Origin of the sequence: Streptomyces albiaxialis, assembly GCF_039530985.1 — a bacterium.
GTDB lineage: Bacteria > Actinomycetota > Actinomycetes > Streptomycetales > Streptomycetaceae > Streptomyces > Streptomyces albiaxialis.
Genome location: NZ_BAAAPE010000007.1, coordinates 1,025,653 through 1,039,865, shown reverse-complemented (window position 1 = coordinate 1,039,865; position 14,213 = coordinate 1,025,653). Strand labels below are relative to the sequence as shown.

The 14,213-nt window shown below is 72.8% G+C and carries 12 protein-coding genes; 8 read left to right on the top strand and 4 right to left on the bottom strand.

The window, feature by feature from the left end; translation table 11 throughout:
* Positions 1 to 191: 191 nt before the first annotated feature.
* Positions 192 to 395: a cold-shock protein gene (locus tag ABD343_RS15810; protein WP_180931495.1), complete on the bottom strand. Its 204-nt coding sequence runs from the start codon at positions 393 to 395 to the stop codon at positions 192 to 194.
* Between the two features lie 264 nt (positions 396 to 659).
* Here ABD343_RS15810 and ABD343_RS15805 point away from each other — a divergent pair, with 264 nt between their 5' ends.
* The 6 genes from ABD343_RS15805 (at position 660) to ABD343_RS15780 (ending at position 8,428) form a co-directional block, all read left to right on the top strand.
* Positions 660 to 1,526 (top strand): menaquinone biosynthetic enzyme MqnA/MqnD family protein, encoded by an 867-nt coding sequence (locus ABD343_RS15805; protein ID WP_344528349.1) that lies wholly within the window; start codon positions 660 to 662, stop codon positions 1,524 to 1,526.
* Between the two features lie 93 nt (positions 1,527 to 1,619).
* Positions 1,620 to 3,230, top strand: a complete 1,611-nt coding sequence (locus ABD343_RS15800) for a serine/threonine-protein kinase (protein WP_344528347.1) — start codon at positions 1,620 to 1,622, stop codon at positions 3,228 to 3,230.
* 94 nt (positions 3,231 to 3,324) lie between these two features.
* Positions 3,325 to 4,530 (top strand): cyclic dehypoxanthinyl futalosine synthase, encoded by a 1,206-nt coding sequence (mqnC, locus tag ABD343_RS15795; RefSeq protein WP_344528345.1) that lies wholly within the window; start codon positions 3,325 to 3,327, stop codon positions 4,528 to 4,530.
* A 29-nt stretch (positions 4,531 to 4,559) separates the two neighbouring features.
* Complete coding sequence (locus tag ABD343_RS15790) at positions 4,560 to 5,258, top strand: demethylmenaquinone methyltransferase (protein WP_344528343.1); 699 nt, start codon at positions 4,560 to 4,562, stop codon at positions 5,256 to 5,258.
* A 225-nt stretch (positions 5,259 to 5,483) separates the two neighbouring features.
* On the top strand, positions 5,484 to 7,892 hold the full coding sequence (locus ABD343_RS15785) for a zinc ribbon domain-containing protein (protein WP_486387849.1): 2,409 nt from the start codon (positions 5,484 to 5,486) through the stop codon (positions 7,890 to 7,892).
* A gap of 89 nt (positions 7,893 to 7,981) precedes the next feature.
* Positions 7,982 to 8,428 carry an SgcJ/EcaC family oxidoreductase gene (locus ABD343_RS15780; protein ID WP_344528339.1) on the top strand — a complete coding sequence of 149 codons (447 nt, stop codon included), beginning with the start codon at positions 7,982 to 7,984 and terminating at the stop codon, positions 8,426 to 8,428.
* 21 nt (positions 8,429 to 8,449) lie between these two features.
* On the opposite strand, the gene ABD343_RS15775 is transcribed toward ABD343_RS15780, so the two are convergent.
* Positions 8,450 to 9,493, bottom strand: coding sequence for a hypothetical protein (locus ABD343_RS15775; protein WP_344528337.1), 1,044 nt, complete (start codon positions 9,491 to 9,493; stop codon positions 8,450 to 8,452).
* A gap of 200 nt (positions 9,494 to 9,693) precedes the next feature.
* Here ABD343_RS15775 and ABD343_RS15770 point away from each other — a divergent pair, with 200 nt between their 5' ends.
* Positions 9,694 to 10,989: a geranylgeranyl reductase family protein gene (locus ABD343_RS15770; RefSeq protein WP_344528336.1), complete on the top strand. Its 1,296-nt coding sequence runs from the start codon at positions 9,694 to 9,696 to the stop codon at positions 10,987 to 10,989.
* 27 nt (positions 10,990 to 11,016) lie between these two features.
* On the opposite strand, the gene ABD343_RS15765 is transcribed toward ABD343_RS15770, so the two are convergent.
* A complete protein-coding gene (locus tag ABD343_RS15765) occupies positions 11,017 to 12,021 on the bottom strand; it encodes a zinc-dependent alcohol dehydrogenase family protein (protein WP_344528334.1) in 1,005 nt (334 codons plus the stop codon).
* A 76-nt stretch (positions 12,022 to 12,097) separates the two neighbouring features.
* Between ABD343_RS15765 and ABD343_RS15760 the strand changes: the two genes are divergently transcribed.
* Positions 12,098 to 13,036 carry an AraC family transcriptional regulator gene (locus tag ABD343_RS15760; protein ID WP_344528332.1) on the top strand — a complete coding sequence of 313 codons (939 nt, stop codon included), beginning with the start codon at positions 12,098 to 12,100 and terminating at the stop codon, positions 13,034 to 13,036.
* Positions 13,037 to 13,171: 135 nt separating this feature from the next.
* On the opposite strand, the gene ABD343_RS15755 is transcribed toward ABD343_RS15760, so the two are convergent.
* Complete coding sequence (locus tag ABD343_RS15755; RefSeq protein WP_344528330.1) at positions 13,172 to 14,014, bottom strand: C40 family peptidase; 843 nt, start codon at positions 14,012 to 14,014, stop codon at positions 13,172 to 13,174.
* Positions 14,015 to 14,213 lie beyond the last annotated feature (199 nt).

Here is a 14,213-nt window from a genome sequence, read left to right as displayed (position 1 = left end):
AGGGGCCGTTCAGGGGCGCGGGGAACTGCGCGGCCAGCCACGAAGTGCTCGCAGCCTGGCACGCGCGGCAAGGGGCAGCCCCTGCTCAGCAGCCCGGAAAAGAGGAGAAGCCCCCGGTCGCCCCCCCCGGGAGGGAAAAGACAGGAGCCCCCGCCGACGGCGGGGGCTCCTTGGGTACTGCTATTCCAGAATTACTGCGCGGTGACGTTCTCCGCCTGCGGGCCCTTCGGGCCCTGCGTGACGTCGAAGGTCACGATCTGGTTCTCCTCCAGCGAGCGGAAACCAGAAGCGTTGATCGCGGAGTAGTGAACGAAGACATCGGGGCCGCCGCCGTCCTGGGCGATGAAGCCGAAGCCCTTCTCGGCGTTGAACCACTTGACGGTTCCGGTAGCCATAAGCCCTCCTTGGGCCTATAAGGGTTGCCCTGTTCCAGAACCCGCGAAGAAGTCTCTGAAAACTGACGAGAGCCCGCGGTCACATGCGCTCCGCAGGCTCTGTACTGCAAGGGAAACCAAACTGCAACTTGCGGCGAGCCTAGCACGGTGGCCCCGGGCGCGGAAGGGTTGAAGATCACGTGCCGGAGCCCTTGCGCGGGCGGTCCGAGAGGGTCTTGGGGACCCCGCACAGGTCCGTACAGACCGGGGCGTACTCTCCGGAGGGTGACTGCGAAACCGAGGACCCCGCGCTCCCGCCCCCGTGTCGGGCACATCCAGTTCCTGAACTGCCTCCCCCTCTACTGGGGCCTCGTCCATACGGGCACGCTGCTCGACCTCGACCTGACCCGGGACACCCCGGAGAAGCTCAGCGAGTACGTGATCGACGGAAGCCTCGACATCGGCCCCGTGACGCTCGTGGAGTACCTGCGGAACGCGGAGTCCCTCGTCGCCCTGCCCGGCATCGCGGTCGGCTGCGACGGCGACGTGATGTCCTGCGAGATCGTCTCGCGCCGCCCGCTGGAGGAGCTGGACGGCGCCCGCGTCGCGCTCGGCTCCACCTCGCGCACCTCCGTGCGCCTGGCCCAGCTCCTGCTCGCCGAGCGCTTCGGGGTCCGGCCCGACTACTACACGTCCCCGCCCGACCTGGAGCGGATGATGAAGGAGGCGGACGCCGCCGTCGTCATCGGGGACGTCGGGCTGCGCGCGTACCTGCGCCACCTGCCCGAGAACGACCTGCACGTCTACGACCTCGGCCAGCTCTGGAAGGAGTGGACGGGGCTGCCGTTCGTCTTCGCCGTGTGGGCCGTGCGGCGCGACTTCCTGGAGCGCGAGCCGGAGACCGTGCGCGAGGTCCACCGGGCCTTCCTCTCCTCCCGCGACCTCTCGCTGGAGCAGATCGACAAGGTCGCCGAGCACGCCGCGCGCTACGAGGTCTTCGAGCCGCCGGTGCTGGAGCGCTACTTCACCACCCTCGACTTCCGCTTCGGCGAGCGGCAGTTGGAGGGCGTCGCCGAGTTCGCCCGGCGCGCCGGGGAGTCGGCGGGCTTCCCCTCGGACGTACGGGTGGACCTGCTCGACGGCGAGCACTGAGCCGGTGCCGAGCGAGCACTGAGCCCCCGCCCCGGCGCCCCCTAAGCTGGTCGGGCACAGCAGGGCTGAGGTCAGAGCTGGGGGGACGTCCGCATGCAGCCGCTCGAACCCGACGACCCGCCGGTCCTCGGCGCCTACCGGCTGCTGCGCCGGCTGGGCGTCGGCGGCATGGGGCGGGTGTATCTGGCGCGCTCGGAGGGCGGGCGCACGGTCGCGGTCAAGGTCGTCCATCCGCACTTCGCCGTCGACGAGCAGTTCCGCCGCCGCTTCCGGCGCGAGGTCGACTCCGCGCGGCTCGTCGGCGACGCGTGGACCGCGCCCGTGCTGGACGCCGACGCGGAGGCGCCCGTGCCCTGGGTCGCCACCGGCTATGTCGCGGGGCCCTCGCTGGCGCAGGCCGTCGAGGAGTACGGGCCGCTGCCCGAGACGACCGTACGGGCCGTGGGCGCCGGGCTCGCCGAGGCGCTGCGCCATGTGCACGGGCTCGGGCTCGTCCACCGCGACGTCAAGCCGTCCAACGTGCTGCTCACCGTCGACGGGCCCCGGCTGATCGATTTCGGCATCGCCCGGGCCACCGACGGCACCGCCTCGCTCACCTCCTCCGGCGTCTCGGTCGGCTCGCCCGGGTACATGTCGCCGGAACAGGTCCTGGCCAAGGGCGCGACGGCGGCCTCGGACGTCTTCTCGCTGGGCGCCGTGCTGGCGTACGCCGCGACCGGCGGCGCCCCCTTCCCCGGCGACAGCTCCGCCGCGCTGCTCTACAAGGTCGTGCACGAGGAGCCCGAACTCGGCGGTCTGGAGGGCGGGCTGCGCGAGCTGGTCGCGCGCTGCCTGGACAAGGACGCCGAGCGGCGGCCCACCCCGGAGCAGGTCGCGCGGGAGCTGGCCGGGACGGCGGGCGGCGCCTCGGGGCTGGTGCGCACGGGCTGGCTGCCCGGACCGCTCGTAGAGCAGGTGGGCCGCCGCGCCGTCGAGCTGCTCGACCTGGAACCCGGCCCCCAGGGCGCGGCGCGGGGGCACTCGGGGCCCGTCCCCTTCACGCAGTCCTCGCAGGGGCCCGCGGCCCCGGCCTCGGCCCCGACCTCGTCGGGATTCGGGCCGCCTGATCCCTCGTACGGGCAGGGCGCCGGGGCCGTGACGGGACCGGCGGTCGCGGAGGCGAAGGTTCCGGAGGAGCCGCCCCCGCCGGAGAAGGGGCGGCGGCGCAAGGTGAGCTGCACGGTCGTCGTCTCGTTCGCCTGCTTCGCGGTCGCCGCCGTGCTCAGCACCTACTTCCTGCTCCCGCTCGGCGGCGGGGGCGGTGGCGCCAAGGACCAGGGGGGCCGGCCGCAGGCGAGCCCGCCGTCGGACGGCGGCGCGGGGGAGGGGACGCTGAAGGACTTCGTCGGCACCTGGCAGGGCCCCGTGACCTTCGAGAGCGGGACGCCCGGGGGCACCATGACGGTCACGATCAAGGACGGGAAGCCCGGGGACAAGGTGGCCACGGGCGGGACGAAGATCGCCGGCGTGGGGTGCAAGGGCTACTGGAAGCTGGACTCCGTGCGCGGCAAGAAGCTGACCATGAACTCGGTCGCCGAGGAGGACTCCCCGTTCTGCGCCGGGAACAGCAAGGGAGACACCTTCACGCTGCGCGGCGACGGCTCGCTGCGCTTCGTCGCCTCGGTCGGGAACGGCCCCTCGGGGACGCTCCGGAAGATCGAGTAAAGGGCTGGCGTAGTCTGGTCCGGTCGCTGCAAAGCGGTGAGATGGGTGAGATGTCTGTCTCCGCCGCGTCCGCCACGTTTGGAGGGAAGCGCCGGTGTCACAGCCCGCGTCGAACGCCGACCTGCAGTCCGTACTCGACCGAGCGGCGGACGGGGGGCGCGTCACGGCCGAGGAGGCCCTCGACCTGTACCGCTCGGCTCCGCTGCACGCGCTGGGCGCCGCCGCCGACGCCGTGCGCCGTCGGCGCTACGCCGGTACGGAGCACATCGCGACGTACATCATCGAGCGGAACATCAACTACACCAACTCCTGCGTGACGGCCTGCAAGTTCTGCGCCTTCTACGCCGCGCCCAAGAGCGACAAGGTGTGGGTCCGCGAGCTGGACGACATCCTGCGCCGCTGCGAGGAGACCGTCGCGCTCGGCGGCACCCAGATCATGTTCCAGGGCGGCCACCACCCGGACTTCGGCGTCGAGTACTACGAGGAGCACTTCTCCGCGATCAAGAAGGCGTTCCCGCAGCTCGTCATCCACTCGCTGGGCGCCAGCGAGGTCGAGCACATGGCCCGGATCACCGGGGTCTCCGCCGAGGAGGCGATCCGCCGGATCCACGCGGCGGGCCTGGACTCCTTCGCCGGGGCCGGGGCCGAACTGCTTCCGGCCCGCGCCCGTACGGCCATCGCGCCCCTCAAGGAGAGCGGCGAGCGCTGGCTGGAGATCATGGAGATCGCCCACAACCTGGGCGTCGAGTCGACGTCCACGATGCTGATGGGCACCGGCGAGACCAACGCCGAGCGGATCGAGCACCTCCGGATGATCCGGGACGTCCAGGACCGTACGGGCGGCTTCCGCGCCTTCATCCCGTACACCTACCAGCCGGAGAACAACAAGCTGCGCGGCCGGACGCAGGCGACGATCTTCGAGTACCTGCGCATGATCGCCATCGCGCGGATCTTCCTCGACAACGTGCCGCACATCCAGGGCTCCTGGCTCACCACCGGCAAGGAGATCGGCCAGCTCTCGCTGCACTACGGCGCCGACGACCTGGGCTCGATCATGCTGGAGGAGAACGTCGTCTCCTCGGCCGGCGCCAAGCACCGCTCCAACCGGATGGAGATCATCGACCTCATCCGCACGGCGGGCCGTGTCCCCGCGCAGCGCGCGACGACCTACGAGCACCTGGTCGTCCACGACGACCCGGCGAACGACCCGGTGGACGACCGCGTGGTCTCCCACCTCTCCTCGACCGCGATCGAGGGCGGCACGGCCCATCCCGAGCTGACGCTCATCGACGCCAACTGAGACACCGACTGAATGGACCGGGACGGACCGTGACGCGCGCAACCCTGGACAAGAAGCCGCACGAAGTCGCCGCGATGTTCGACGACGTGGCCGCGAAGTACGACCTCACCAACGACGTGCTCTCGCTCGGCCAGGCCCGGCTGTGGCGCCGCGCCGTCGCGCAGGCGATCGACGCGCGGCCCGGTGAGAAGGTGCTCGACCTCGCGGCCGGGACCGGCACCTCCTCCCTCCCCTTCGCGGAGGCCGGGGCGTTCACGGTGCCGTGCGACTTCTCGACGGGCATGCTGACGGAGGGCAAGCGGCGGCTGCCCTGGATGCCGTTCGTCGCGGGCGACGCCACGAAGCTGCCCTTCGCCGACGGCGTCTTCGACGCGGTGACGATCTCCTTCGGCCTGCGGAACGTCCGCGACGTCGACGGGGCGCTGAGGGAGATGCTGCGCGTGACGAAGCCGCGCGGGCGCGTGCTGATCTGCGAGTTCAGCCACGCGACCTGGGCGCCGTTCCGCAAGGTCTACGAGGAGTACCTGATGCGCGCCCTGCCGCCGGTCGCCCGGAAGGTGAGCAGCGCCCCCGACGCGTACGTCTATCTCGCCGAGTCCATCCAGGAGTGGCCCGACCAGCCCGAGCTGGCCCGCCGCCTGCAGTCCGCGGGCTGGGGCCATGTCGCCTGGCGCGACCTGACGGGCGGCATCGTCGCCCTGCACCGGGGGTACAAGCCGGTGGCGTGAGCCGCCTCTGCGGTCACCCCCGGTTGCGCTTGGGCTGTGCTTTTCCGGGGGCGACCCCCGGGCCCCCGGCCGGACACGCCCGTCTCTGCGGTCACCCCCGGTTGCGCTTAGGTAACTCCGCTTCACAGTGCGCTGCTTCGTGGGAACCATGTACGGGTCACGTGTGTCGTAGGTAACACTTCGGCACTCGCGATCCCGTCCCCTCTCCCCGAACACGGAGCGCTCATGTCGTCCCCATGCCCGGAATGTGGCACTTCGCTTCCCTCTGAGGCGCGCTTCTGCATGGGCTGCGGCCATCAGCGGAACCCCGAGACCCCGCCCCCGCCAACGACCCCGCCCCCGCCAACGACCCCGCCCCCTCCCGCGGTCGCCCCTCCCGCGGTCGCCCCTCCCGCGGTCGCCCCGCCCCCGGCGTACGCGCCCCCGCCCGCCGCTCCCGCCGCCGCCGTCGCGCCCTCGCCCGTCGGGGCGTTCCTCTCGCGCGCGTTCACCGGGGACTGGGCGACCTCGGCGCGGGTCGCGATGTGGCCGCTGATCGTCGTGTTCGTGCTGGCCTCGCTGCTCGGGCTCTTCTCGACCGAGGACCTGGACGACCTCGACGTCGGCTGGGGCGACCGGATGCGGGTCGTGCTCGCGGTGCTGCTCCAGGGCGTCGGCGGCGGGTTCTCCGTCTCCTCCGACGGCGAGGCGCCGCTCGGCGGGGAGAGCGTCGCGGGGGAGGGCTCGCTCTCGTTCGTCCCGTATCTGTCCACAGCCCTGTGGGTGGCCGCGCTGGTGGTCGCCGGGCGGTGGGCGCGGCGCCGCTCCCACGCGGCGGGCCAGTACGGCGGCGGCTTCGAGAGCGCGCTGCGCGTCGGACTGCTCTGCGGCGCGGGCGCGTTCGCGCTGGGGCTGTACGCGCGCCCCTCGTACGAGGGATTCGAGCTGGGCTCCTCGCCGGGCCTGACGCTGCTGTGGGCGTTCCTGCTCTCCACCGTCGTCGCCGCCGTGGTCCTGGCGCGCGGCGAGACCGACGCCTGGCTCGCGGGGCGGCCCGGGGCCGGGCCCCGTACGGCCGTCGGCGCGCTGCGCACCGCGCTGCTCGCGCTGGTGGTCGTGCTGGCGCTGGCCTCGGTCGTCGCGGGCATCGTCGTGCTCACCCGGTCCGACTCCGAGGACCTGGACGGCGAGAGCTACCTCAGCCTGCTCCTCCTCCTGCCCAACCTGGGCGCGATGGCGCTCGCGCTGGCCTGGGGCGCGCCGCTCGAAGGCAAGTGGAACGTGCCGGACTACGACATCGGCCGGGAGACCTTCGGCTACGGCGAGCTGGCCGACGCCGCGGGCGGCTGGGCCCTCACCGGGACCATCGCCGGGGGCCTGGCCTGCGCGCTGATCCTGGGCGCGCTCGTCGCCCGCCGCCACGCGGACCGCCGCGAACAGCTTCTGGCCGGGGCGTTCTTCGTCGTCGCCGTCCTGCTCGTCGTCGGGCTCGGCGGGCTCTCGACGGAGGCGAACTTCCATGAGGGCGGCGGCTCGACGGACTTCGGGAGCGACTACGGCGCGACGGGCGATTCCGTCTCGATGAGCGCCGAGGGCGGCGCCTCCGGCGCGGAGATGCTGCTCTTCGCCGTGCTCTGGTCGATCGGCGGAGTGCTGCTCGTGCCGTGGGCGCTGGCGCTGGCGGGCAGGAGCGCGGGGACGGCCACGGGTGCGGGGGCGTACGGACCGGGAGTGTACGTGCCGGGTGCGGCGTTCCCCGCCGCGCCCGGGACCCCGCCGCCCCCGCCGCAGGGCGCGCCCGCACCCGCACCCGTGGCCGGGTCCGCGTCCGCGTCCGCGTCCGAAGACGTGGTCGCCTCCCCGTTCGACACCCCCGCCTATCAGCTCGGCCAGGGCGGCGGCGTCCCCGGCGGCGAACCGCCCTCGCGCGGCCCCGCGCTGAAGTGGACCGCGCTGGTCCTCGCCGCGTTCCTCGTGGGCGGCGCGGTCACCGGCGGCGTGCTGCTCTTCTCCGGCGACGGGGACGACGGCGGCGGCAAGGGCGCGCGGGGGGCGTCGCAGAGCGCCGGGAAGCGCGGCGCCGAGGCCGACAAGCCGGAGCGGAAGCCCGGGCAGGAGGCGACGGCGAGCCCGGAGGCCTCCGGCCCGGACGGCCCCTCGGAGACTCCCTCGGATTCCCCCTCGGGCTCCGCCGACGACTCCGGCCTGCCCGCGGGCTTCGCCATGGTCGACGACCCCGCGGGGTTCCGGGTCGGCGTCATGGAGGGCTGGCAGCGCGAGGAGAACGGCACGCAGACCGACTACGTGCAGCCCACCGGCGGCGACTATCTGCGGATCGGCGTCATCGAGGACGCCGGGTACACCTCGTACGACAACTTCCTCTCCATGGAGGAGAAGGCGAAGAAGCGCGACGACTACGAGCGCATCGAGATGCGGCGCAACACCTTCCACGGGCGGCCCGGCGCCCGCTGGGAGTTCACCTACACCTCCGACGAGTCGGGCCGTACGATCCACGCGACCGACCAGGCGTACGTCGCCGACGACGGCACCGAGTACAGCATCTACTCGGAGCGCCGCGTCTACGGGGGCGAGGAGGACAAGGACGACGTCGTCTTCGAGACGGCCCTCGACACCTGGCAGGAGCCGGGAAGCTAGCCGGTGCGGGGCCGCCGCCCCTTGACTTCAATCGCACTTCAAGTGTTCGACTCGGTGTCGAAGTCGTCCTGCCGAGTGAGGGGTTTCTCATGAACACTGCGCAACTGACGGGAGAGCGTGCTCACTCCGCCCACAGGGAAGAGATCGCCGCCGTCGTGGCGCGCTACGAGTCCGCGTTCAACCAGAACGACGCCCGGGCGATGAACTCCCTTTTCTCCCCGGACACGGTCTTTGTCAACTTCAGCGGCAATCTGGTCTTCGGCGCCGACCGCCTGTTCCAGGCGCAGTCCCTCGTCTTCGCCGAGGGCGGCCCGTTGGCCGGCATCACCGTGCGGTACACCGTCGAGAGCGTTGTCTTCCTCACGCCCGAGGTCGGGGTGGTCCATGCCCGCCAGCGGACCGCGGAGTCCGACGGGCGGGCGGAGGGCGGCAAGGACCCGATGGAGGGGATCCTGACGATGACGCTGATGCGGGACGACGCGGGGGAGTGGCGCATTCGCATGGCCCAGAACACGCCGGTCGTCGCGGCGCCCTGATCCACAGCCCCCCGGCACCCCCTAGCCGACCGACCAGACGTAGGCGTCCGTCACCCCGTCGGGCCGCAGCGCGTGCCCCACGACGTCGCCGCGCGGGGTGAGGAGGACGCCCTCGCTCACCACGTGCCCGTCGGGGACGCCGAGGTCCGTCATCGTCCCGGCGCGCCACCGGAACGCGTGCTTCTTGCGGGGGTCGTCGTCGAGGCCGCTCCAGCCCGTGACGTCCCCCCGCCCGTTGACGGCGACCGCGGCGCTCTGCCCGCCGAGGCCGCCGACCGCGACGGGGCGGCCCCCGGACCAGAGCAGGGCGCGGATCCCGGTGGTCCCGGGGAGCACGCTGTGGCCGACGGCGTCCCCGCGCTCGTTCAGTGTGTGCCGTCCCTGGTGGAGCCAGGAGGTGAGGGTGCCGGGCAGGTCGGGCAGGGGGACGACCCTCCCCTTCCGCACCCGGTAGCGGACGCTTCCCTCGGGCCCGGGGACGTACGACATGGCGGTGACGTCGCCGCGCTCGTCGAGGGCGGCGGGGGTCGTCTCGACGGCGCCGTCGGGCGCGGGCAGGCGGGCGCTCCTCCCGTCGCGCCAGAGGAACGCGCGCGCGTCGCTTCCGCTGCCGTGGTGCCCGAGGACCTGGCCGCGGTCGTTGACGTCGACGGCGGCGTACGCGTCGGGCTCGTCGGCGGCCAGCCGCCGGGGCTCGCCGTCCTTCCACAGCACGACGCGGCGCGTGCCGCCGGCCGTGCTGTCGGAGCCCGCGACGAGGCCGCGCGCGTTGATCGCCGCGGGACGCACCTCGTGGCCGCCGGGCAGCGGGGGCAGGGTCCGCAGCCGCTCGCCGTCCCACAGGAATCCCCGCGGCGTCCCGTCGGGCGCCTCGCCGGTGCCGACCACGTGGCCGCGCTTGTTGACGTCGAGGACCGTCGTCATGGTCCCGTCGGGGCCGGTGAGCTTGGTGGCCCGTACGGGCGCCGTTCCCGCCGCGCCCTCGTCGGCCCGCGCCACGGGTGCCATGGCCCCCACCGCCAGTACGAGCACCACCGTCAGTGCCGGCGCTCTGCCTTCTCGCATACCGTCCGCCCCTCGGTTCCTCCGATGTGGGAGCAGAGTGGCACGGGTCATGAGGAAAGCGGCATACGACGATTGGCGGGGCATCCCACGGGGGCGGCAGGGGGCTGCCCGGAATGCGCCCTTAGACTGCGGGAGTCAGCACCGACCCCAGCCGGACCGACCCAGCGGTCGGTCAGCCAGTCACCGACGCGGGAGCACTCGTGGCCGATCTCCACTCGAAGCCCTCGTCCGAGCACAGCGCGGACGTCATCGTCGTCGGTGCGGGCCCCGCGGGCTCGACGACCGCTTACCATCTCGCGCGCAGCGGCCTGGACGTGCTGCTGCTGGAGAAGACCGCGTTCCCCCGCGAGAAGGTGTGCGGCGACGGGCTGACGCCGCGCGCGACCAAGCAGCTCGTCGCGATGGGCATCGACATCTCCGAGGAGGCGGGCTGGCTCCGCAACAAGGGGCTGCGCATCATCGGCGGCGGCCAGCGGCTCCAGCTCGACTGGCCCGAGCTGGCCAGCTACCCGGACTACGGCCTGGTCCGCAAGCGCGACGACTTCGACGAGCAGTTGGCGCGGCAGGCCGAGAAGGCGGGCGCGCGGCTGTACGAGCGGTGCAACGTGGGCGAGCCGCTGACCGACGACCGTACGGGCCGCATCACCGGCGTCCACGCCAAGCTCGGCGACGAGAAGAGGCCCGTCACCTTCCACGCGCCCGTCGTCGTCGCCGCGGACGGCAACTCCACGCGGCTGTCGCTCAAGATGGGCCTGCACCGCCGCGAGGACCGCCCGATGGGCGTCGCGGTGCGCACGTACTTCACCTCGCCCCGGCACGACGACGACTACCTGGAGTCCTGGCTGGAGCTGTGGGACCGCCGCGGGGCGCAGGACCGGCTCCTCCCCGGCTACGGCTGGATCTTCGGCATGGGCGACGGCACCTCCAACGTCGGCCTCGGCATCCTCAACTCCTCCTCGGCCTTTCGCGAGCTGGACTGGCGCGAGATCCTCAAGGCCTGGTGCGCCTCGATGCCCGAGGACTGGGGCTACACCCCGGAGAACATGCAGGGCCCCATCCGCGGCGCCGCGCTGCCCATGGCCTTCAACCGCCAGCCGCACTACACCCGGGGCCTGCTGCTCGTCGGCGACGCGGGCGGCCTGGTCAACCCGTTCAACGGCGAGGGCATCGCGTACGCCATGGAGTCCGGCTTCATCGCCGCCGACACCATCATCCAGGCCCACGCCCGCGCGACCCCCGCCCAGCGCGAACTCGCCCTGCGGCGCTACCCCAAGGTCCTCAAGGACACCTACGGCGGCTACTACACGATGGGCCGCGCCTTCGTGAAGCTGATCGGCAACCCGAAGGTCATGAAGCTCGCGACCGAGCGGGGCCTCTCGCACCCGATGCTGATGCGCTTCACGCTGAAGATGCTGGCCAACCTCACCGACCCGACGGGCGGCGACGCGATGGACCGGATCATCAACGGCATCGCGAAGGTCGCCCCCCGCGCCTGAGCCGCTGCCCCTTCCCCTCCCGGAGGGTCAGTGGTCCACCGTGACCACGATCTTCCCGATGTGCGCGTTGGACTCCATCAGGCGGTGCGCGTCCGGCATCCGGTCGAGGCCGTGGAGGACCTCGCCGATCACGGGGGCGAGCGTGCCGTCGCGCAGGCCCGTGTCGAGGAAGCGGTTGGCGCGGCGCAGCATCCCGGGGCTCGCGGCGAGGTGCTGGTTGGCGTAGCCGTGCACGGTCAGCGGCCAGTTCGGCGGCACCGTCGTGGGCTCTCCGGAGAGCCAGCCGTAGAGGACCACCGTGCCCGCGGTGACCGCCGCCGACGCCAGCTCCGTCAGGCCGGGACCGCCGACGGAGTCGAAGATCAGCTCGGCGCCCCCGCCGCCGGTCAGCTCCCGTACGGCGCCGGGCACGTCCTTGTCCTCCTCGGAGACGAGGACGTGCGCGGCGCCCGCGGCGAGCAGCGCCTCGCGCTTGGCGGCGGTGCGGGTGACGGCGACGGGGACGGCGCCGACGCGGGCCGCGGTCTGGAGCGCCGCGATCCCGACCCCGCTGGAGGCCGCGGTGATCACCACGTGGTCGCCGGCGCGCAGCCCGCCGGTCTCCAGCAGCCCGCCGTACGCCGTCGTGTACGCGAGCCACACGGCCGCGCCCGTCACCGCGTCGGTGGCGGAGGGGCGGCGCACGACGGCCCCCGCGGGCAGCACGACGCGGTCCGCGTAGACCCCCTGGGCGCTCATCTCGATGCCGGGCCCGGTCATCACCGGGTCGCCCGGGGCGAGTCCGGTGACGCCGGGGCCGGTCTCCTCGACGACGCCCGCCGCCTCGTAGCCGAGCCGGGAGCCGGGGAGGGCGGGCGGGTAGTAGTAGGCGCCCGCGCGGAAGAGGGCCTCGGCGCGGTTCAGGCCGATCGCGTCGATGCGGAGGCGGACCTCGCCGGGGCCCGTCGGGGCGAGCGGGACCTCCGCGGTGCGCAGCACCTCGGGCCCGCCGGTCTCGTCGAAGAGTACGGCTCGTGCGTTCGTCGTTGTCATACGAGGACCGTACGGAGTGGAGGTTGAGACGAACCATGCCTCAAGGTCTCCCTGTTTTGTCCTATCGTCTTTCCCCATGGACGTACTGAGCGATGCCATCGCCGTGATGCGGACCGGGGTCCCGCACTCCTCGCGCACCGTCAAGTCGGCGCCCTGGGGGATGCGGTTCGCCTCCTCGGACGGCGCGGGCTTCCACGTGGTGCTCCAGGGCTCGTGCTGGCTGCTGCCGCCGGACGAGGGGGAGCCCGTGCGGCTCGCGCCGGGGGACGTCGTCTTCCTGGCGCACGGGCGCGGGCACGGGCTCGCGGACGACCCCGCCACGCCCCTCGTCGACGTCGTGGAGAGCGGGGCCGGCGACGGCACCTGGGTGCTCAGCGAGGACGTGCCGGACGGGTCAGGGCCCACCACACTGATGCTCTGCGGCGCCTACCGGCTCAACCGGGCGCGGGCGCACCCGCTGCTCACCGGGCTCCCCGACGTCGTGCACCTCCCGGCGCGGATCGGCGCCCACGCCGAACTCCGCGCCGCCGTGGAGCTGCTGGGCGGCGAGCTGGAGAGCCCGGGACCCGGCTCGGACGCGGTGGTTCCGGCGCTCCTGGAGACGCTGCTGCTGTACATCCTGCGGGCCTGGCTGCGCGACCACGCGGAGCACGACGGTACGGGCTGGGCCGCGGCCCTTGCCGACCCCGCCGTCGCGCGGGCGCTCCAGGCGATCCACGCGGACCCGGCGCACCCGTGGACGGTGGAGGCGCTCGGCGCGCGTTCGGGGCTGTCGCGCGCGGCGTTCGCGCGCCGTTTCACGACGGTCGTCGGGCAGCCGCCGCTGGCGTACCTGACCTGGTGGCGCATGGCGCTCGCGGGGCGCCTGCTGGCGGCGGGCGACGCCCCGCTGCGGGTGATCGCCTCCCGCGCGGGCTACTCCTCGGAGTTCGCCTTCGCCAAGGCGTTCAAGCGGGAGTTCGGGGTCGCCCCCGGCGGCTACCGCAGGGAGCGCGGCCCGGCCGCCCGGGTGTGAGCCCGGCGCCGGGGCTTGTGCACGCGTTCACGGACGGCCGGGATACATCGGGCAAGTCCGGCCGAAGGCAGCGAAAAGGGCCCACCGCGCGGTGCGGTGGGCCCTTCGCGGCGCCGGAGCGGCGCGCGGTGAGACTCAGAGGACGCGGACGGCGCCCGTGGGCTGGTCGTAGCTCATGTTGGCCTCGACGACGCCCTTGGAGGGGTTCTGGGCGCCGATGAACTTGCCGTCGCCGATGTAGACGGCCACGTGGTACGCGCTGCCCGCGCTGCCCCAGTAGAGGATGTCGCCGGGCTGGACGTTGCTGAGCGAGACCGGGGTGCCGGTCGTGGACTGCGACTGCGAGACGCGCGGCAGGCTCACGCCGACGGTCTTGAACGCGGCCTGGGTCAGGCCCGAGCAGTCGTAGGCGGACGGGCCGGTGGCGCCGGAGACGTACGCCTTGCCGACCTGGCCCTTGAGGAAGTTGATGAGGGTGGCGGCGTTGCCGCTGCCCTTGGTCTGGCTCGGGGAGGACGAGGACGGGGACGGGGCCTCCGCGGACGCGTTCTGCAGCGAGCCGCGGTCGTCCGAACGGGAGGCGCGGGCCTTCTCGGCGGCCTTGGCCGCCTTGCGGGCCGCCTCGGCCTTCCGCTGGGCCTCGGCCTTCGCCTTGGCCTCCGCCTTCTCCTTGTTCTCCTTCGCCTGCTCCTTGGCCTTGGTGACCGCGGAGCCCTGGGCCTCCTGCAGCTCGTACGTCAGCGCCGACTGCTGGATCGAGTCGGCCGCCGCCGTGGCGGAGCTTTCCAGGTTGCCGGAGAGGGTCGGCATCTCCATGGTCTCGGTCGGGGCCTTGTTGTCGGCCGCGAACGAGGGGGACGCCGCCGCGGTGAGCGCGATGGTTCCCATGACGCCGCCCGTCACACCCGCACGCAGCGCCGTATTCATCTTGCTGTTGCGGGGCTTCCGGTGGCTGGGTATCTGAGCTTTCGGGGACATGAGGGCATGCCTAGCAGGCCTCGGAGGGTCGGCTCAACAATCGTGCGATGCGCCACAGTCGACGCGTACACGGCCAGTTGACCCTGGAGTAACCCCCTTCCGGGGTGCCCCACAGGCGTGATCATTGCCCAACTACGGGGCTGTGACCATGTACTTGTCCGCAATGCCGGAATTACTGTTACGGCGATATCACGGCGCC